Here is an 18,220-nt window from a genome sequence, read left to right as displayed (position 1 = left end):
GATGCGCGCATTACTGCTGCTGGGCTGCGCCCTTTTCTCTTCTCCGCTGCTGGCGGACTGCCTGCAAAAAGAGGCCATCGCCACGGCCGCCGCGGATTTCACGTCATCCGTCAGTACGGTGACCGGCGCGGCCCGCGCCAGGTTCTATTCCGCCCCGTCGCCGGAGTGCAAACTCGCGGCGTTTCTGGTGCCCGGCGACGCGGTGCAGGTGGTTCGGCTTTCCCGCAGCGAGGCGGACAATCGCGATGACGCGGCGCGCCCCTTCGCCTGGGTGCGCTATCGTGATGCCGCCGGGCGCGTGGCGACGGGCTGGATGGAAACCGCCGCCCTGCGCGCGCAGCCTGACGCATTAACCCCACAGGGCGTCTGCGCCGCCCGGCTGCCGGCCCCTGACGATACGCCATTACCTGACGCGGGCACCCGTTATCAGGTGACGGGCAGCGGTCGCCATTTCTTCTACTCCGCCCCCGATGCGCAGTGCCGCAGCACAACCCTGTTTCTGGTGGACGGCGACACGGTGAGCGTCAGCCGGACGCTGCCGGACGCCGGATACCGCGAGGCGACGTGGTATGGCAAAGACGGACGCATTATTAAAGGCTGGCTCGACGCGGCCTCGCTTCGCGCGACCAACGCGCACGATGTGTGGCGTGACGATATCAGCACCAGTCCGCTTGCCCGCGTGACCCGCACCGTTTCGTTGCTGCTCGACCCGCGTGGCCAGTGCATTTTCTATGAGAACGCGCAGGATGGCGGCGTGTATCGCCTGCTGGTGCGCGAAGACCATACCCGCGAGGGGTGTCGCGGCGGCGCAGATCCTGAGGTTGCCCCCGTTGTGGCGACCATCGATATTGATATCGCGAGCGGAAAAATCGTGCGTAACGCGCCTGCCGGAGAGTAATCAGACGGCGTGACATTCATCACACAAATGCCTCGTTTTTGATCGAGATTAACGTTTTTGTGGTCGTGATTTTTAAAATGGGCCTCGTCTGGATCATTCCCAACTATTCAGAGGAGATATCACCATGATGACCTACGATCGCAACCGTAACGCCATTACTACCGGCAGCCGCGTAATGATCAGCACCTCCGGCGAAACCGGCATCATTAAAGCCATCCACGGCGACGGCCTGACTCCGGAGCAGATCCGTCGTGGCCGTACCGTGGAAGTGGAAGGCTGCGAAGGTAAATTCGAGCCGATCGAGTTGATTCGTCTGGGTATGAATTAATAACGCAGGCGTTGTGAATGGCGGGTTCGCTGCGCTTACCCGCCCCACGTGCGACAAATAATGAACATGACAGCCTGTTCAGAGTAAGTCCCGAAGCGCCGCCCACGCTTGCGCCGTCAGAATCCCGCCACTTCTCTTCATCCCTTTTCCTGTCGCGCATCCACCGCCGCGTTACGCCATTTGCTGCATATATGCCGCCACCGTGGCTTTCGCGCCGTGCGATAACAACAGGTGATAGGCTTGCGTCACTGCCGCCACAAACGCCGGCTGCTGCGCGAGATCATCGCCAAAAATCGCCTTCAGCCCCAGAAGCGCATGTACGCGCGCCTCGCCATCTTCACTGATACGCACCGCCTGTTGAATCGCGTCAAGCAGCGGATCGCAAACCTCAATCGCCTTGCCCTGCTCATCCACTCCGCTCACATAGCGCATCCAGCCTGCGACGCCGAGCGTCAGCAGATCGTGACGGCTGCCGTGCGCCCGGTGCCAGCGGATGGCATCGAGCCAGCGCTGCGGCAGCTTCTGGCTGCCATCCATCGCGATTTGCCAGGTGCGGTGGCGCAGCGCCGGGTTGCTGTAACGTTCAATCAGCAAATCCGCGTAGTGCGCAAGATCCACCCCCTGCACGCGCAGCGTCGGCGCCTGTTCATTGAGCATCAGCATGCGGGCCGCGCGGCGGTAATGGTCATCCTCCATGCAGTCGTTGATATGTGGGTAACCCGCCAGATAGCCGAGATACGCCAGAAACGAATGGCTGCCGTTGAGCATGCGCAGTTTCATCTCTTCAAACGGCACCACGTCGCGCACCAGCTGCGCCCCCGCCTTTTCCCATGCGGGGCGGCCCGCCACGAAGTTATCTTCAATTACCCACTGGCGGAACGGCTCGCAGGCGACGCCCGCGGGGTCCCGTACGCCAGTGATAGCGGCGATGCTATCGAGCGTCTCCGGCGTCACGGCGGGCACAATGCGGTCCACCATCGTCGAAGGAAACGTCACGTGCGTTTCAATCCACGAGGCCAGCGCCGGGTTCACCGCGCGGGCGTAGGCCGTCACCACGTTGCGGGCCACGCGGCCGTTTTCCGGCATGTTATCGCAGGACATCACACTAAAGCCTTTAAGCCCGGCGGCCTGACGGCGCGCCAGCGCCTCGACAATCACTCCGACAGCAGAGGATGGACGTTGCGGATGCGACAGGTCGGCGGCGATAAGCGGGTTGTCAATGACCAGCTCGCCGGTCGCGGGCGAATGGCAGTAGCCTTTCTCGGTGATCGTGAGTGACACAATCGCCACCTGCGGCTGGCAGAGCGCCGCGAACACGGCGTCCAGGCCATCCACCTCAGCATGCAGCGCGCTTTTCACCACGCCGACCACGCGGGCGCGCCAGGCGTCGGCCGACATTTCCGCCACGGTATAGAGGTTATCCTGACGCCGGATATCGGCGATTTGCTGCTCTCCGCCGATCAGGTTGATTTCGCAATACCCCCAGTCGCTGCCGTGCTCTGCGGCGAGAATATCGGCGTAAACCGCCTGGTGCGCGCGATGAAACGCGCCAAAGCCGAGGTGAACAATGCGGGCGGTGAGCGCGTCGCGGTCATACGTGGGGAGAATGGCGCGGGCTTTAAGAAGCGTGTTTTCCATAGTCATGACTCATTTGATAAATAAAGTAATTTGTATGAAGCCTACGCATCGCAGCGGCGCGCTTTATGATTTGCGACAGCTTTTACTAACTACCTTAACTAGAATGGTAGTAAAGCGTGATTTACATCACGCTTTCGCATAAGGGCCGAGGGGCAGAGCCGGGATCAGATCGTGACGGGTTTTGCGGCGAGTTTTTCGTGACCGGGCGCTTTTACCACGGTCCAGAGAATAATGGCGCCGAGGATGTCCATCATGCTCAGAATAATAAAGAAGGGATTGTAACCAACGGTTTTCACCAGGCCGCCCATGATAAGCGTGCAGATAAAAATGCCCGTCCAGCCTGCCGTGCCGGCAAAACCGCTGACGGTGGAGGTTTCATTACGGCGAAAGAGATCGGTCGCCATCGTAATCACCTGGGTTGACAACATCTGGTGCGCGAACGCGCAGATGGACACCAGCCCGACCGCCATATAGGCACTGTCGACAAACCCGACAAACGCCAGCGGCAGCATCAGTACCGCGCCGGTGCTGAACCCGATGCGCCGCGCGTTGATGGTCGAGATATTCCAGCGCTTCATCATAAAGTTATTTAAAAACCCACCCGCCATGCCCCCGAAATCCGCCGCCAGAAACGGCAGCCAGGCGAACAGCGCGATATCTTTAAGCGGCATGTGTCGAACGGTCATCAGATAGACCGGCAGCCAGAAGTTAATGGTGCCCCAGGCCGGGTCGGCCAGAAAACGCGGCAGCGCGATCCCCCAGAAATTACGCTGCCGCAGGATCTGCATGACTGACGGTTTGCTGCCGTCTGCCTCCAGATGTTTCTCCTGCCCTTCATCGATGTACTGCGCCTCTTGTACGCTCAGCGCGCGGTGGCGCGCCGGAGACTCATAGCCGAACCACCAGATGACCGCGAACACCAGGCCGAGCGCGCCGGTTATCACAAACGCCATTTCCCAGTTGTACGCCATGATGGCCCACACCACGAGCGGCGGCGCCAGCATCGCGCCAATGGAGGTGCCGATATTCGCAACCCCGCCCGCAATGCCGCGCTCTTTCGCCGGGAACCACTCTGAGTTGCACTTTACGCCAGCCGGAATGGCTGAGGCTTCGCTCAGCCCCATCAGCCCGCGCAAAAAGGCCAGGCCGCCCCACGAATGGCAGGCAGCATGCGCCATATTGGTCACCGACCAGGCGATAATCATGATGAAAAAGCCGAGCTTTAAGCCCACCACATCGATAAAGAAGCCGCAAAGGGGCTGCGCAATCGTGTAGGCGAACTGAAAGGCGCTCAAGATCCAGGCGTATTGTTGTTCATTAATATGGAGCTCGGTAAACAACGTCGGGGCCGAAACGCTGAGCGAACTGCGCGCCAGCGCATTGATAATCGTGCCCAGTGACACCAGGCCTATCATATACCAGCGTAGATGTTTAATTTTCATGGGTAGGGTCCGGGTATTGTGATGTTATCGCAGGGACAGGCGCGCCGGGCTTACCAGTTCCACAGCGTGCCGTCTTCGAGGCGGGCGACCGGGAGATAAGCCGGATCGTAGGGGTATTTCGCCGCCAGCTTTTCATCGAACTCAATGCCAAGCCCCGGCTTGTCGCCCGGATGCATATAGCCGTTGTCGAAAGTCCAGCTGTGCGGAAAGACCTCCAGCATCTGCGCCGAATAGCCCATATATTCCTGCACGCCGAAGTTCGGCACCCAGAGATCGAAATGCAGCGCGGCGGCGTGGCAGACGGGTGAGAGATCCGACGGGCCATGCGAGCCGGTGCGCACCTGATACAGCGCGGCGAAATCGGCGATGCGCCGCATGCCGGTGATGCCGCCCGCGTGGGTAACGGTGGTGCGGATATAATCAATCAACTGCTCTTCTATGAGCTGCTTGCAGTCCCAGATGCTGTTAAAGACTTCGCCGACCGCAATGGGCGTCACGGTGTGCTGGCGGATAAGCCGGAAGCAGGCCTGATTTTCGGCGGGCGTTGGATCTTCCATCCAGAACAGCCGGTGATCTTCAATGCTTTTGCCAAAACGCGCGGCCTCGATGGGCGTCAGACGGTGATGCATGTCGTGGAGCAGATGTTCGTGAAAGCCGAATTTACTGCGCACCGCTTCGAACAGTTTTGGCGTGAAATCGAGGTATTTCTCCGTTGACCAGAGCTGCTCTTCCGGCCATTGCCCTTTGGTGGCGGGCTCATACGCCGCGCCTTTGCTCTTCGCCATGCCGTACGTGGTTTTCATGCCCGGTACGCCGCACTGCACGCGAATTGCCTTAAAGCCGAGTTCTTTATGACGCGCGTAGTCGTCCAGCACGTCATCGATGGTGTAGCCGGTGGTGTGACAGTAGACCATCACGCCTTCGCGCGACGCGCCGCCCAGCAGCTGATAAAGCGGCATCCCGGCGGCTTTGGCTTTGATATCCCACAGCGCGGTGTCGATAGCCGAAATGGCTGACATCGTTACCGGGCCGCGTCGCCAGTAGGCGCCCTTATAGAAAAATTGCCAGATATCTTCGATGCGCTGCGCATCACGCCCCACCAGCTGTGGACAGAGATGATCGCGCAGGTAGCTCGCCACTGACAGTTCACGCCCGTTAAGCGTGGCATCGCCCAACCCGGTGAGCCCATCTTCCGTTGTGATTTTTAGCGTGACAAAGTTGCGACCGGGACAGGTGACAAACACTTCCGCCTTACTGATTTTCATGCATCTTTCCTTTTAGACATGGCGATACGCAAACTGTACGCACCGCGAACAACTGACTTAACTACCATACAAGTTGATTAAGAGGAAAAATGCGCGACGCTTCACAAAGCGTGAAGCGCTGCCAGAGTTACCCGTAAAGAGGAATTCACAGAAACGTCAGGCGCGGCCCCAGCCGGTGACGATAATCAGCATGCCGCACAGCGCCACCGCCGCCCCCGCCCAGTCGTAAACGCTCAGGCGGACACCGTCGACGACGCGCAGCCAGAGCAGCGCGGTCATCACATAGACGCCGCCGTAAGCGGCATAGACCCGCCCGCTCGCCGCCGGGTGCAGCGTCAGCAGCCAGACAAACAGCATCAGCGACAGCGCCGCAGGCAGCAGCCAGAGTATGCTCGCCCCCTTGCGCAGCCACAGCCACGGCAAAAAACAGCCGACGATCTCCGCAAGCGCGGTGGCGAAAAAAAGCAAAGTGGTTTTAATCATATTGAGGCTCATGTAGATAATATCGGCAATCGTCGCCGCTGTGCGCGATTCGCGCACGATGATATAGTAAAGCGTGTCGGCTTCACGACAAGAACAGCTTCATTAAGGATATCGCCATGAATAAATTCCTTCGCCACTCACTGCTGCTGGTGCTGTTGACCGGTGCATTCACCAGCGTTGCCCACGCGCAGACCGATAAACTGATTATCGAATCCGGCGACAACGCCCGCACCCGTCAGGACGCCGCGATGGATAAAGAGCAATGGAATGACACCCGTTCTTTACGCCAGAAAGTCAATAAACGCGCCGAAAAAGAGTGGGATAAAGCGGATGTCGCGTTTGACGCCCAGGATAACTGCGAAAAAAGCGCCAACCTCAACGCCTACTGGGAGCCTAACACCCTGCGTTGTCTTGACCGCCGCACCGGCCGCGTCATTAATCCGTAACGCTCGTTTGCACCACGGCTCCCGCCCGCCGGGGGCCGGCTTTCCCGCGCACAAAAAGGATGAACGATGTCAGACTACGTTGATGTCAAACTGCGCCCGCTGGAACGCGAAGATTTGCGTTTCGTCCATCAGCTCGACAATAACGCCAGCGTGATGCGCTACTGGTTTGAAGAACCTTATGAAGCGTTCGTTGAGCTTTCCGATCTCTATGACAAACATATTCACGATCAGAGCGAACGCCGCTTTGTGGTGGAGTGCGACGGCGATAAAGCGGGCCTGGTGGAGCTGGTGGAAATTAACCATGTTCACCGCCGCGCCGAATTCCAGATAATCATCTCCCCGGAACATCAGGGCAAAGGCCTCGCCAGCCGCGCGGCGAAGCTTGCGATGGATTACGGCTTTACAGTGCTGAACCTCTATAAGCTCTATCTGATCGTCGATAAAGAGAACGCCAAAGCCATCCATATTTATCGCAAGCTGGGCTTTATGGTCGAGGGCGAGCTGGTCCATGAATTCTTTATTAATGGCGAGTATCGTAACACCATCCGCATGTGCATTTTCCAGCATCAGTATCTGACGCAGCTCAAACCTGCCGGGAACAGCCTGCTGAAACCCACCGCGCAGTAAGCCCGTGAAGCGCAGGATGCCTGCGCTTTTCACGGCCCGTCACTACACCGCCTGTCAGTAGTAATTGATTTCGTTCTGGATGGTGAACTTATGCTGTTTTGGCGGCGTTGTGCCCGTGTCGGTCAGTTCCAGCACGCAGCTTAACGGATTGAGATGGCGGTCATATTCGCAACTTTGCTTCGCGGTATCGACGACCTTGTCGTTAAGTTTCGTCACCGAGGTGTAGTCATGCTTTTTACGCTTGTCGCTCGGCGTGGCTATCGTGGAAAGCTCCGCGTCTTTGGCTTTGCTGGTTTTGCCAAGCGGATAGCCTTCGTCGTCGTAACGGTAGCTGACCGTGACTTCCTGCGTATGCCCTTTCACCACGAATTCGCGCTCGTTGGTTTCATAGATCATGCCGACCGCCGGCAGCTCCGCCAGCTGGCATTTGCCCTGTAGCCGGATGCGCTTTTCGCGGGTCAGCGCGTCCAGGTAATAATTCGCGTCCAGCACCAGCGAGAGATGGCTGTTGCTCGGTTTATCGACGTAGTTCAGCGTCTCGAAGCACCCCTCTTCTGAAAGCGTGCCATTGACTTCGGTTTCCACGTCGCCGCTGTCGTTTATCAGCTTCTGGGTGAAGTTTTTTACCGGGCCGCGCAGCGGATCGAAATTAAACTCGCTGGAGAAACTGGCCATTTCCGGGCTGAACGGCGCGAGCGCGTCCGGCTTATCGCAGCCGGTCAGCGCCAGCGACACCATCATTACCGTCACGTATTTATTCACGTTTTATTATCCTTCTGCGGCCTCGCCAAAAGCGGCATGATATCTGAAAAGTCAGTGATATATATAACAACTGCTATGCTTACTACATCTGTTTTACGCCAATAAGGAGCCGTTAATGAAAAAACGTTACTGGGCAGGCGCCCTGCTGCTGGCCGCGACATTGCCGGTCAGCGCCGCGCAAAACTCCTGTGAACGGGTAAAAGCCGATATTGAACAGCGCATCATTAATAATGGCGTACCGGAAAACGGGTTTACGTTAACTATCGTGCCTAATGACCAGGCTGACCAGCCGGATGCGCAGGTTGTCGGCCACTGCGCCAACGATACGCAAAAAATTCTCTATACCCGCACCCAGAGCGGTAACGCCGCAGGCGGTGCGACGTCGCAAGGCGCGGCGAGCGAACCACAATAATTATAAGGGGCTTCGGCCCCTTTTTTGTTCCTGTCACATCCCTCAAGCCCCATCTATTGACCCTCGTTAACGTTTACTACTCCATTCTGGGTAAAAATCTTCCCACGCTAATCATTAGCGCTCTAATCGTCTGAATTTTTCCCTCATGGCCGCCGGTCGCTGCTCGCCAGAGGCAATCCGCAGCACACCAGGCTTGTGCATATAGCGAAGATCCGCTGCGGGCTAACCACAACCCTGACAACAGGTACCACATTGACTCTCCGCTATGGAGACAAGGAGCAAGTAATGTCAAATACCGATAGTCCGGCCGGGATCAGCCGCCGTACGCTGGTGAAATCTACCGCGCTGGGCGGTCTGGCGCTGGCGGCAGGCGGCATCTCTCTGCCCTTCGGGCTCCGGCATGCCGCCGCCGCAGTGGGACGCGCCGTTGGCGCGCCGGATGAACGTGTCGTCTGGAGCGCGTGCACCGTCAACTGCGGCAGCCGCTGCCCGCTGCGAATGCATGTAGTGAATGGCGAGATCCGCTATGTCGAAACCGATAACACCGGCACCGATGACTATAACGGGTTGCACCAGGTACGCGCCTGCCTGCGCGGGCGCTCCATGCGGCGGCGCGTCTACAATCCTGATCGTCTGAAATACCCCATGAAGCGCGTCGGCAAACGCGGCGAAGGCAAATTCGTGCGCATCAGCTGGGAAGAAGCGCTGGATACCATCAGCCAGGGGATGAAGCGCATTATCAGCGAATACGGCAACGAGGCGATTTATCTCAACTACGGCACCGGCACGCTCGGCGGCACCATGACCCGCTCCTGGCCGCCAGGCAAAACGCTGATTGCCCGGCTGATGAACTGCTGCGGCGGTTATCTTAATCACTACGGCGACTACTCCAGCGCGCAGATCGCCGCAGGCCTTAACTACACCTATGGCGGCTGGGCTGACGGGAACAGCCCATCGGATATTGCCAACAGCAAGCTGGTGGTACTGTTTGGCAATAACCCTGGCGAAACCCGCATGAGCGGCGGCGGCGTGACGTACTACCTTGAACAGGCGCGCGCCGCATCGCAGGCGCGGATGATAGTCATCGATCCACGCTATACCGACACCGCCGCCGGGCGCGAGGATGAATGGATCCCGATCCGCCCTGGCACCGATGCCGCGCTGGCCTCCGCCATCGCCTGGGTATTGATCGCTGAAAACTATGTCGATCAGGCGTTTCTGGATAACTACTGCGTCGGCTATGACGAGAAAACCCTGCCGCCCGGCGCGCCTGCCAATGGTCATTATAAGGCGTATATTCTCGGCGACGGGCCGGACGGAATAGCCAAAACGCCCGCCTGGGCCGCGCCCATTACCGGCATCCCCGAAGCGCGCATTATCAAACTCGCCCGCGAAATCGGCGAGGCCAAACCGGCGTTTATCGCGCAGGGCTGGGGGCCGCAGCGCCACTCTAACGGCGAACTGGCTTGCCGCGCGATAGCGATGCTTCCAATCCTCACCGGCAATGTCGGCGTTCACGGCGGCAACAGCGGCGCGCGCGAAGGCTCATTCTCGCTCCCCTTCGCGCGGATGCCGACGCTGGAAAACCCGGTACAGACCAGTATCTCAATGTTTACCTGGACCGACGCCATCGAGCGCGGCCCGTCGATGACCGCGACCGCCGACGGCGTGCGGGGTAAAGAGAAGCTCGACGTGCCGATTAAGATGATCTGGAACTACGCCGGTAACTGTCTTGTTAACCAGCACTCAAACATCAACCGCACCCATGAAATTTTGCAGGACGATAAAAAGTGCGAGCTGATCGTTGTCATCGACTGCCATATGACCGCCTCGGCGCGCTATGCCGATATCCTGCTGCCGGACTGCACCGCGTCGGAGCAGATGGATTTCGCGCTCGACGCCTCCTGCGGCAACATGGCCTACGTGATTTTCGCCGATCGGGCCATTGCGCCGCGCTTTGAATGCCGCACTATCTATGACATCACCAGCGCGCTGGCGGCGCGTATGGGTGTCAGCGATAAATTTACTGAAGGCCGCACGCAGGAAGGCTGGCTGCGCCATCTTTACGCGCAATCGCGGCGTGCTATCCCCGAGCTGCCGGATTTTGAGACGTTCCGTAAGCAGGGCATTTTTAAGCTTCGCGATCCGCAGGGCCATCACGTCGCCTATCAGGCTTTCCGTGAAAACCCGACCGCGAACCCGCTTACCACGCCCTCCGGCAAAATCGAGATTTACTCCTCGGCGCTTGCCGATATCGCCGCGCACTGGCAGTTGCCGCAAGGCGATGTGATCCACCCGCTGCCGGTCTACAGCCCCGGCTTTGAACAGGCAACCGATCCGCAGCATGCGCACTACCCGCTCCAGCTCACCGGTTTTCACTATAAATCCCGCACCCATTCCACTTACGGCAACGTCGATGTTTTACAGGCCGCCTGCCGCCAGCAGATCTGGATCAATCCGCAGGATGCGCAGGCGCGCGGCATCAATGATGGCGACCAGGTGCGGGTCTGGAACGCGCGCGGCGAAGCGCGCATCGAGGCGAAAGTGACGCCGCGCATTATGCCGGGCGTCGTGGCGCTGGGTGAAGGCGCGTGGTACCAGCCTGATGCGCAGGGCATCGATCACGCCGGTTCCATTAACGTACTGACCACCCAGCGGCCATCACCGCTGGCGAAAGGAAACCCGTCTCACAGCAATCTGGTTCAGCTTGCCAGGGTTTAAGGAGTCCCGATGACCACACAATATGGCTTTTATATCGATTCCAGCCGCTGCACCGGGTGTAAAACCTGTGAGCTGGCGTGCAAGGATTACAACGATCTCACTCCAGATGTGAGCTTTCGCCGCATTTATGAATACGCGGGCGGCGACTGGCAGGAAGACAACGGCGTCTGGCATCAGAACGTTTTTGCTTATTACCTCTCCATTGCGTGCAACCATTGTGAGGATCCCGCCTGCGCCAAAGTGTGCCCGAGCGGCGCGATGCACAAGCGTGAGGATGGCTTTGTGGTGGTGAATGAAGATGTCTGCATCGGCTGTCGCTACTGCCATATGGCGTGTCCGTACGGCGCGCCGCAGTATAACGCGGCCAAAGGGCATATGACCAAATGCGACGGCTGCTATGAGCGCATCGCTGAGGGCAAAAAACCGATTTGCGTCGAATCCTGCCCGCTGCGCGCACTGGATATGGCGCCGATTGAAGAGCTGCGTAAAAAGTACGGCTCGCTGGCGCAGGTCGCGCCGCTGCCCGCCGCCCACTTTACCCGCCCGAATATCGTGATTAAACCCAACGCAAACAGCCGCCCGACCGGTGACACCACCGGCAGACTGGCGAATCCGAAGGAGGTCTGAAATGGGAAGTGGATGGCATGAATGGCCGCTGGTGTTATTCACCGTGCTCGGCCAGTGCGTGGCGGGCGGGCTTATCGTTACCGGTCAGGCGTGGTTTACCGGCAATCAGAATGACCGCGCACGCATCGTGCGCGTCATGTTTTTTCTCTGGGTATTAATGGGTATCGCGTTTCTCGCCTCGGTGATGCATCTCGGCTCGCCGCTGCGCGCGTTTAATTCGCTGAACCGTCTCGGTGACTCGCCGCTCAGTAATGAAATCGCCAGCGGATCGCTGTTTTTCGCGGTCGGCGGGCTGTGGTGGCTGGTGGCAGTACTCGGCAAAATGCCGGAGGCGCTCGGGAAAGCATGGCTTATCGTGGCGATGGCGCTCGGCGCGCTGTTTATCTTCGCGATGACGCGCGTGTATCAGATTAACACCATACCCACCTGGCACAACGGTTACACCACGCTCGGCTTTTTCCTGACGGCGTTTCTCGGCGGGCCGTTGCTCGGCGCGCTTCTGCTGGCGGCCGCGGGTGTGGCAGGGTCGCGGGTTTTCACCGTGGTTTGTGTGCTGGCGCTGGTGATAAGCCTCGTGGGGGCGCTGATGCAAAGCGCAAGCCTTGCGGGCATCCATACCTCCGTACAACAGGCGAGCGCCCTGCTGCCGGATTACGGCTTCTGGCAGGCGTGGCGCATGGCGCTGCTGGCGCTCGGCATTGGTTGCTGGCTCTGCCCGCTGATACGCCGCGTTCCGCCGCGCCCGTGGGGGCTGACTGCAGGGTTTACGCTGGTGCTGGCAGGAGAGCTTATCGGTCGTGGCCTCTTTTATGGCCTGCATATGACGGTGGGTATGACCGTTGCAGGATAATCTTCGGGCGGCGACGCCGCCCGGCTTTTTCAGGACAGTGAGCAGTGAAACAGACATTAACGGATATCTCTACCAGCGCCCGTATTCTCGGCGCGCTCTTTTATTATTCGCCGGATGCCCCGCAGGCGCGCGGCATTGTTGACGCGCTGCGCGCGCCGGGCTGGGAGCGAGAGTGGCCCTGGGCGTTTGACGCCGCGCTGACTGCAGGATTTCGCGCGTCTGACGCTGAGGGCGAAACGCTGGCGCAGGCGTGGCAGCGGCTGTTTATCGGCCCGCACGCGCTGCCCGCGCCGCCGTGGGGCTCGGTCTGGCTCGATCGCGAATCGGTACTGTTTGGCGACTCCACGCAGGCGTTGCAGCGCTGGCTGCGTGAGAACGCCATCGCCTTTGAAACGCCGCCGCAGGAGCCCGCGGATCATATCGGTCTGTTATTGCTGCTGGCCGCCTGGCTTGCCGGGGAGGGAATAACGCGTGAGCTGGAAGAGCTGCTGGCCTGGCATCTGCTGCCGTTCGCGCCGCGCTTTCTGGAGGTCTTCTGCGCACAGGCGCGTCACCCGTTTTACGTGGCGCTCGGCGAACTGACGCGCGCGACGCTTGGCTGGTGGCGCAGTGGGCTGGCGATGCCGGTGGCGCAAAAGCCGCTGTACCGTTAGTGAAAACGGCTCCACAGCGCAATGAGCAGCCAGGCGCTCAGGCACCAGCAGGCGACCGCCCCGCCGAGCGCCAGCGGCACTTTGACCATGCCGCTCAGCACCCACAGCGAGGCCAGACAGACAAAATAGGGAATAATCGCCCACATGCCGAAAATCACCGTGGTGCGTAGCGCCCCGACGCCGCGCCCGGTGACGACGATATAGTGCGCAATAAGCGCAAAGGTCGGAAAAAGCGGGATCAGCCCGGCAAGATAATAATTTTTGGTTTTCGACAGCATGCCTGGCAGCACCACGACCGCCGCGCCAGGCAGCGCTTTTATCAACAACCCCATCGTCTCACGTTCCGTTTGCAGGTTTCGGCTTTTTCCGACCCTGTCATAACTGCTCGCATTAGCGGGATTTTTTCACGGCAGCCACCTTCTTTTGTGACGGTGTCACTTATCGCGCTCCGCTTTTAAGATAATTCTCTTGATCGCTGTGTAAACGAGACGGCGTAAGGGCAAACCGTTAATTGCCGGGATAAACCATTTGTCAGTTAATGGTCACGCCGACTGGAATCCTTCCCGCGCGGTTGCTATAGCTCAATACACCCTGCCGACACACGGCATAACAACAGGCGATACCCATCGCCATAAAACGTGCACCAGGGAGACAACGCCTCATGCAGAAAGCCTCACTGACTTTACGCGCCATCGGGGCGCTGGCCGGCCTCGCGGTAGTTATCGGGCTGCTGGTCTGGGGCATCGGCCCTGCGACTATCGCCGCCCGCCGCGAAGATCTGCTTTATCTGGGTAAACAGCATCTGATTCTGGTGTTCAGCTCAATGGCGCTGGCGCTCGCGGTCGGCATCCCGAGCGGCATTTTGTTAAGCCGCCCTGCCGCCCGTCGTTTTGCGGAATATGCGATGCAGATATTTAACATCGGCAACACCCTGCCGCCGCTGGCGGTTCTCGCCCTGGCGATGGTGGTGGTCGGCATCGGCGACAAGCCCGCCATTGTGGCGCTGTTTCTCGCCTCCCTGCTGCCGATTGTGCGCAACACTTATGCCGGGCTCTGCTCCGTGCCAGGCTCGCTGCTGGAGGCGGCCAACGGTATCGGCATGACCAAAGGACAGCGACTCTGGCAGGTAGAACTGCCCAACGCCTGGCCGGTGATGCTCTCCGGTATCCGCATCGCCACCGCCATTAACGTCGGCACCGCGCCGCTCGCTTTTCTTATCGGCGCCAGCAGCTTCGGCGAGCTGATTTTCCCCGGCATCTACCTGAACGATTTCCCGACGCTCATTCTCGGCGCTGCCGCCACGGCGTTGTTCGCGCTGATTCTGGATATGGCGCTCGCCGCGCTGGGCCGCGTGCTCAGCCCGCATACCGCCTGATGATAAGGAGCTTCCGATGACCCTGTTATATCGTCTGCTGGCCTTCGCCACCGCGGGCTTACTCTTCGCCGGCTCCGCCAGCGCCGCGCCGCTGGTACTGACCACCAAGAGCTTTACCGAGCAGCATATTCTTTCCGCCATGACCGTCCTGTACCTGCAAAAGAAAGGTTTTCAGGTCGAGCCGCGCACTAACATCGCGACGGTCATTTCACGTAACGCCATGATCAACAAACAGGTGGATATGACGTGGGAGTACACCGGCACGTCGCTGATTATCTTTAATCACATCAACAAACGGATGTCGCCGGAAGAGACCTACGACACGGTGAAAAAGCTGGATGCGAAACTCGGTCTGGTGTGGCTCAAGCCCGCCAGCATGAACAACACCTACGCGTTCGCCATGCAGCGTAAACGCGCCGAGGCGGAGCACATCAGCACCATTTCGCAACTGGCGGAAAAAGTGGAGCAGGTGCGTAAAACCGACCCGGATAACAACTGGATGCTGGCGCTCGATCTGGAGTTTTACGGGCGTAGCGACGGCATGAAGCCGCTGCAAAAGGCGTACAACATGCCGCTTGACCGCCCGCAGATCCGCCAGATGGACCCCGGCCTTGTCTATAACGCGATTCGCGACGGCTTTGTCGAGGCAGGCCTGGTGTACGCCACTGACGGGCGCGTCAAAGGGTTCGATTTGAAAGTGCTGGAGGATGATAAAGGCTTTTTCCCAAGCTATGCCGTGACGCCGGTGGTGCGCAAAGACACGCTGGCGGCGAACCCGGGCCTTGAGGACGCGCTGAATACGCTATCCGGGCTGATGGATAACGAGACCATCACCACGCTTAACGCGAAGGTGGATATCGATCACCAGACGCCGCAACAGGTCGCCCGCGACTTCCTGCGCGACAAAGGTCTGCTTTAAGGAGAGATGATGGATACCCTTCACTATATGATCGATAACGCCGGTTTCCTCGCTACCCTGACATTCCAGCATTTATGGCTGGTGCTGCTGGCAGTAGGGTTCGCGATTATTATCGGCGTGCCGCTCGGCATTCTGATTGTGCGCTACAAATGGCTCGCCACGCCTGTGCTGGGACTGGCCACGCTCGTGCTGACCATTCCGTCCATCGCCCTGTTCGGGCTGATGATCCCGCTCTTTTCGCTGATAGGCCAGGGCATTGGCGCCCTGCCCGCCATTACCGCCGTGTTTCTCTACTCGCTGCTGCCGATTGTGCGCAACACCCACACGGCGCTCGACAGCCTGCCGCCAGGGCTACGTGAAGCCGGACGCGGCATCGGCATGACGTTCTGGCAGCGTCTGCGCTGGGTAGAGATCCCGATGGCGCTGCCAGTGATTTTTGGCGGTATCCGCACCGCCGTGGTGATGAATATCGGCGTGATGGCGATCGCCGCGGTCATCGGCGCGGGCGGGCTCGGGTTACTGCTGCTTAACGGCATCGGCGGCAGCGATATTCGTATGCTCATCGCCGGCGCGCTGATGATCTGTTTACTGGCAATTATTCTGGACTGGTTACTGCACCGCTTGCAGGTCGTGCTGACGCCTAAGGGGATCCGATAATGATTAAACTTGAAAACCTCACCAAACAGTTTACGCAGAAAAACGGCCAGACCGTCAATGCCGTGGATAACGTCAACCTGAACGTGCCGGAAGGCGAAATGTGCGTACTGCTCGGCCCTTCCGGCTGCGGCAAAACCACGACGCTGAAGATGATTAACCGGCTGATAGCCCCCTCCAGCGGCAAGATTTACATCAACGGCGAAGACACGACCGATCTGGACACCGTGACGCTGCGCCGCAACATCGGCTACGTTATCCAGCAGATAGGTCTCTTCCCGAACATGACCATTGAAGAGAATATTACCGTGGTGCCGCGAATGCTGGGCTGGGACAAAGCCCGCTGTAAGGAGCGCGCGACCGAGCTGATGGCGATGGTGGCGCTCGATCCGAAACGCTTCCTGAACCGTTATCCGAAAGAGATGTCCGGCGGCCAGCAGCAGCGTATCGGTGTGATCCGCGCGCTGGCGGCGGATCCTCCGGTGCTGCTGATGGATGAGCCGTTCGGCGCGGTGGACCCGATCAACCGTGAAGTTATCCAGAACCAGTTTCTTGAGATGCAGCGCCAGCTGAAAAAAACCGTGATGCTGGTGAGCCACGATATCGACGAAGCGCTGAAGCTTGGCGACCGCATCGCGGTATTCCGCCAGGGGAAAATCATTCAGTGCGCGAGCCCCGACGAGTTGCTCGCCAAACCGGCGAATGAATTTGTGGGCTCGTTCGTAGGCCAGGATCGCACGCTCAAGCGTCTGCTGTTGATTCAGGCGGGCGATGTGACCGACAAACAGCCGACCATTACGGTGCGTACCGCAACGCCGCTCGCCGAAGCCTTCGCGCTGATGGATGACAATGATATGCGCTCGGTAACCGTGGTGGATGAAAACGAGAAACCGCTGGGGTTTGTGAAGCGTCGCGAAGCGCGCGGCGCGGTGGGCGTCTGCGCCGATATGCTCCACCCGTTCCGCGTGACCGGCAAAGCGGAAGATAACCTGCGCGTGGTGTTGTCGCGTCTGTATGAGCACAACACCGTCTGGATGCCGATTGTGGATGAAGATGGCCGCTACAGTGGTGAAATCTCTCAGGATTATATCGCCGATTACCTCAGTTCCGGTCGTACCCGCCGGGCGCTGAATATTCATGAAGGGCTGTGAAGGATGGCAGGGTTGTGAAGTAATATCAGGCGTTATGGGTATGATAGCGGGCCTGTGAGTGGGCGGCGGGTGTGCTGCGCTTACCCGCCTTACCGTCCGGCATTAACGCCACTGTCGTACAGGGCGGGTAAGCGCAGCGCTCCCGCCCTTTTCATGTCTTACCACTGCCAGGTAGCGCCGGGTAGCGTTCACACCATGATAACCGGTACAAACCGCGCTCATACCGCGGTGCGCAGCGGGTTTGTCGCGCCAAGGCGCGTGACATCCACCCACTTCGCCAGCTCGCGCTGTTCGGCGCGCGGCAGATACGGCAGCTCGCCGAGCAGCGGCGCCGGAAGTTTCTGGCTTAACACGTCGATGATTTCCGCATAATGCGCCAGACCCGGATTAATACGGTTCGCCACCCAGCCCACCAGCGGCAGACCGTCGCTCGCAATCGCCTGCGCGGTTAACAGCGCATGGTTCAGGCGCCTTCCTGAATACCCACTACCATCAGCACCGGCAATTGTTCCTGCACTACCCAGTCGGAGAGCGGGCGTAAATCGTTCATCAGGCTGCGCCAGCCGCCGGTGCCCTCGACCACGACGTGATCCGCCTGTTCGCTCAACTGCGCCAGGCCTTTTGATAACAAGGAATAGTTAATCGCGCAGCTGTGCGCCACGCTGCTCTCTTCTTCGCTAAACGCGACAGGGTTAATCGCCTCATACGGCAGCGCCAGGGTGGACACGCTTTGCAGCACCAGGGCATCTTTGTTGCGTAGCCCTTCCGGCGTGACTTTGCTTCCTTTCGCCACCGGCTTATAGCCCACCACGCGCTTGCCGGTGGCGGCCAGCGCCTGTAACAGGGCGCGGGAAACCACCGTTTTCCCGACGGCGGTATCTGTACCGGTAATAAAGACGCGCTTAAGCATCGCTGACTCCATCTGCCATTGTGTTAAAAAGAATGATCCAGTGGCAAAAGTCTAAAAGA

General features: G+C 59.2%; 19 protein-coding genes and 1 pseudogene. 13 read left to right on the top strand and 7 right to left on the bottom strand.

What is annotated here, in order from left to right; translation table 11 throughout:
- Nucleotide 1: 1 nt before the first annotated feature.
- Together AFK63_RS08520 and ydfZ are read left to right on the top strand one after the other, a co-directional pair.
- The gene (locus tag AFK63_RS08520) at nt 2-898 is read left to right on the top strand and encodes a hypothetical protein (protein WP_038862892.1); all 897 of its coding nucleotides are present in this window, start codon (nt 2-4) and stop codon (nt 896-898) included.
- A 124-nt stretch (nt 899-1,022) separates the two neighbouring features.
- A complete protein-coding gene (ydfZ, locus tag AFK63_RS08515) occupies nt 1,023-1,226 on the top strand; it encodes a putative selenium delivery protein YdfZ (RefSeq protein ID WP_038862890.1) in 204 nt (67 codons plus the stop codon).
- 171 nt (nt 1,227-1,397) lie between these two features.
- On the opposite strand, the gene AFK63_RS08510 is transcribed toward ydfZ, so the two are convergent.
- From AFK63_RS08510 to AFK63_RS08495, 4 genes are all read right to left on the bottom strand, one after another.
- Nucleotides 1,398-2,864 carry a mannitol dehydrogenase family protein gene (locus AFK63_RS08510; protein WP_038862889.1) on the bottom strand — a complete coding sequence of 489 codons (1,467 nt, stop codon included), beginning with the start codon at nt 2,862-2,864 and terminating at the stop codon, nt 1,398-1,400.
- A 164-nt stretch (nt 2,865-3,028) separates the two neighbouring features.
- Nucleotides 3,029-4,306, bottom strand: a complete 1,278-nt coding sequence (locus AFK63_RS08505; RefSeq protein WP_038862888.1) for an MFS transporter — start codon at nt 4,304-4,306, stop codon at nt 3,029-3,031.
- 50 nt (nt 4,307-4,356) lie between these two features.
- A complete protein-coding gene (manD, locus tag AFK63_RS08500) occupies nt 4,357-5,571 on the bottom strand; it encodes a D-mannonate dehydratase ManD (RefSeq protein ID WP_038862885.1) in 1,215 nt (404 codons plus the stop codon).
- Between the two features lie 156 nt (nt 5,572-5,727).
- On the bottom strand, nt 5,728-6,054 hold the full coding sequence (locus AFK63_RS08495; RefSeq protein ID WP_038862975.1) for a YnfA family protein: 327 nt from the start codon (nt 6,052-6,054) through the stop codon (nt 5,728-5,730).
- A gap of 116 nt (nt 6,055-6,170) precedes the next feature.
- On the opposite strand from AFK63_RS08495, the gene AFK63_RS08490 reads away from it, so the two are divergent.
- Entirely contained in the window at nt 6,171-6,500 is a 330-nt protein-coding gene (locus AFK63_RS08490; RefSeq protein WP_038862884.1) for a DUF1283 family protein, read from the top strand.
- A gap of 66 nt (nt 6,501-6,566) precedes the next feature.
- Nucleotides 6,567-7,127, top strand: a complete 561-nt coding sequence (gene speG / locus AFK63_RS08485; RefSeq protein ID WP_038862882.1) for a spermidine N1-acetyltransferase — start codon at nt 6,567-6,569, stop codon at nt 7,125-7,127.
- Between the two features lie 54 nt (nt 7,128-7,181).
- Here speG and AFK63_RS08480 read toward each other — a convergent pair whose 3' ends face one another.
- Nucleotides 7,182-7,889: a YnfC family lipoprotein gene (locus AFK63_RS08480; RefSeq protein ID WP_038862881.1), complete on the bottom strand. Its 708-nt coding sequence runs from the start codon at nt 7,887-7,889 to the stop codon at nt 7,182-7,184.
- A gap of 115 nt (nt 7,890-8,004) precedes the next feature.
- Between AFK63_RS08480 and AFK63_RS08475 the strand changes: the two genes are divergently transcribed.
- From AFK63_RS08475 to dmsD, 5 genes are all read left to right on the top strand, one after another.
- Complete coding sequence (locus AFK63_RS08475) at nt 8,005-8,301, top strand: DUF1161 domain-containing protein (RefSeq protein ID WP_007671423.1); 297 nt, start codon at nt 8,005-8,007, stop codon at nt 8,299-8,301.
- A gap of 285 nt (nt 8,302-8,586) precedes the next feature.
- Nucleotides 8,587-11,022 (top strand): dimethylsulfoxide reductase subunit A, encoded by a 2,436-nt coding sequence (gene dmsA, locus AFK63_RS08470; protein WP_038862879.1) that lies wholly within the window; start codon nt 8,587-8,589, stop codon nt 11,020-11,022.
- Between the two features lie 9 nt (nt 11,023-11,031).
- Nucleotides 11,032-11,649, top strand: a complete 618-nt coding sequence (locus tag AFK63_RS08465) for a DMSO/selenate family reductase complex B subunit (RefSeq protein WP_038862878.1) — start codon at nt 11,032-11,034, stop codon at nt 11,647-11,649.
- A 1-nt stretch (nt 11,650) separates the two neighbouring features.
- Nucleotides 11,651-12,499 (top strand): dimethyl sulfoxide reductase anchor subunit family protein, encoded by an 849-nt coding sequence (locus AFK63_RS08460; RefSeq protein WP_038862877.1) that lies wholly within the window; start codon nt 11,651-11,653, stop codon nt 12,497-12,499.
- Between the two features lie 44 nt (nt 12,500-12,543).
- Nucleotides 12,544-13,152: a Tat proofreading chaperone DmsD gene (gene dmsD / locus AFK63_RS08455; protein WP_038862876.1), complete on the top strand. Its 609-nt coding sequence runs from the start codon at nt 12,544-12,546 to the stop codon at nt 13,150-13,152.
- On the opposite strand, the gene AFK63_RS08450 is transcribed toward dmsD, so the two are convergent.
- Entirely contained in the window at nt 13,149-13,484 is a 336-nt protein-coding gene (locus AFK63_RS08450; protein ID WP_038862874.1) for a GlpM family protein, read from the bottom strand. The two genes, dmsD and AFK63_RS08450, sit on opposite strands and share 4 nt — an antisense overlap.
- A gap of 329 nt (nt 13,485-13,813) precedes the next feature.
- Here AFK63_RS08450 and AFK63_RS08445 point away from each other — a divergent pair, with 329 nt between their 5' ends.
- The 4 genes from AFK63_RS08445 to osmV are packed head-to-tail and all read left to right on the top strand — an operon-like array spanning nt 13,814 to nt 17,251.
- Nucleotides 13,814-14,527, top strand: coding sequence for an ABC transporter permease (locus AFK63_RS08445; protein WP_038862873.1), 714 nt, complete (start codon nt 13,814-13,816; stop codon nt 14,525-14,527).
- A gap of 16 nt (nt 14,528-14,543) precedes the next feature.
- The gene (gene osmX, locus AFK63_RS08440) at nt 14,544-15,446 is read left to right on the top strand and encodes an osmoprotectant ABC transporter substrate-binding protein OsmX (RefSeq protein WP_038862872.1); all 903 of its coding nucleotides are present in this window, start codon (nt 14,544-14,546) and stop codon (nt 15,444-15,446) included.
- Nucleotides 15,447-15,455: 9 nt separating this feature from the next.
- Nucleotides 15,456-16,103, top strand: a complete 648-nt coding sequence (gene osmW / locus AFK63_RS08435) for an osmoprotectant ABC transporter permease OsmW (RefSeq protein WP_038862871.1) — start codon at nt 15,456-15,458, stop codon at nt 16,101-16,103.
- Nucleotides 16,103-17,251: an osmoprotectant ABC transporter ATP-binding protein OsmV gene (gene osmV, locus AFK63_RS08430; RefSeq protein ID WP_038862869.1), complete on the top strand. Its 1,149-nt coding sequence runs from the start codon at nt 16,103-16,105 to the stop codon at nt 17,249-17,251. The genes osmW and osmV overlap by 1 nt, the downstream gene beginning before the upstream one ends.
- Before the next feature lie 218 nt (nt 17,252-17,469).
- Here osmV and bioD read toward each other — a convergent pair.
- Nucleotides 17,470-18,161, bottom strand: a pseudogene (gene bioD / locus AFK63_RS08425) (dethiobiotin synthase).
- Nucleotides 18,162-18,220 lie beyond the last annotated feature (59 nt).

It is taken from the genome of Cronobacter muytjensii ATCC 51329 (assembly GCF_001277195.1).
Taxonomy (GTDB): domain Bacteria; phylum Pseudomonadota; class Gammaproteobacteria; order Enterobacterales; family Enterobacteriaceae; genus Cronobacter; species Cronobacter muytjensii.
This window is presented reverse-complemented; position numbering and strand designations above follow the sequence as displayed.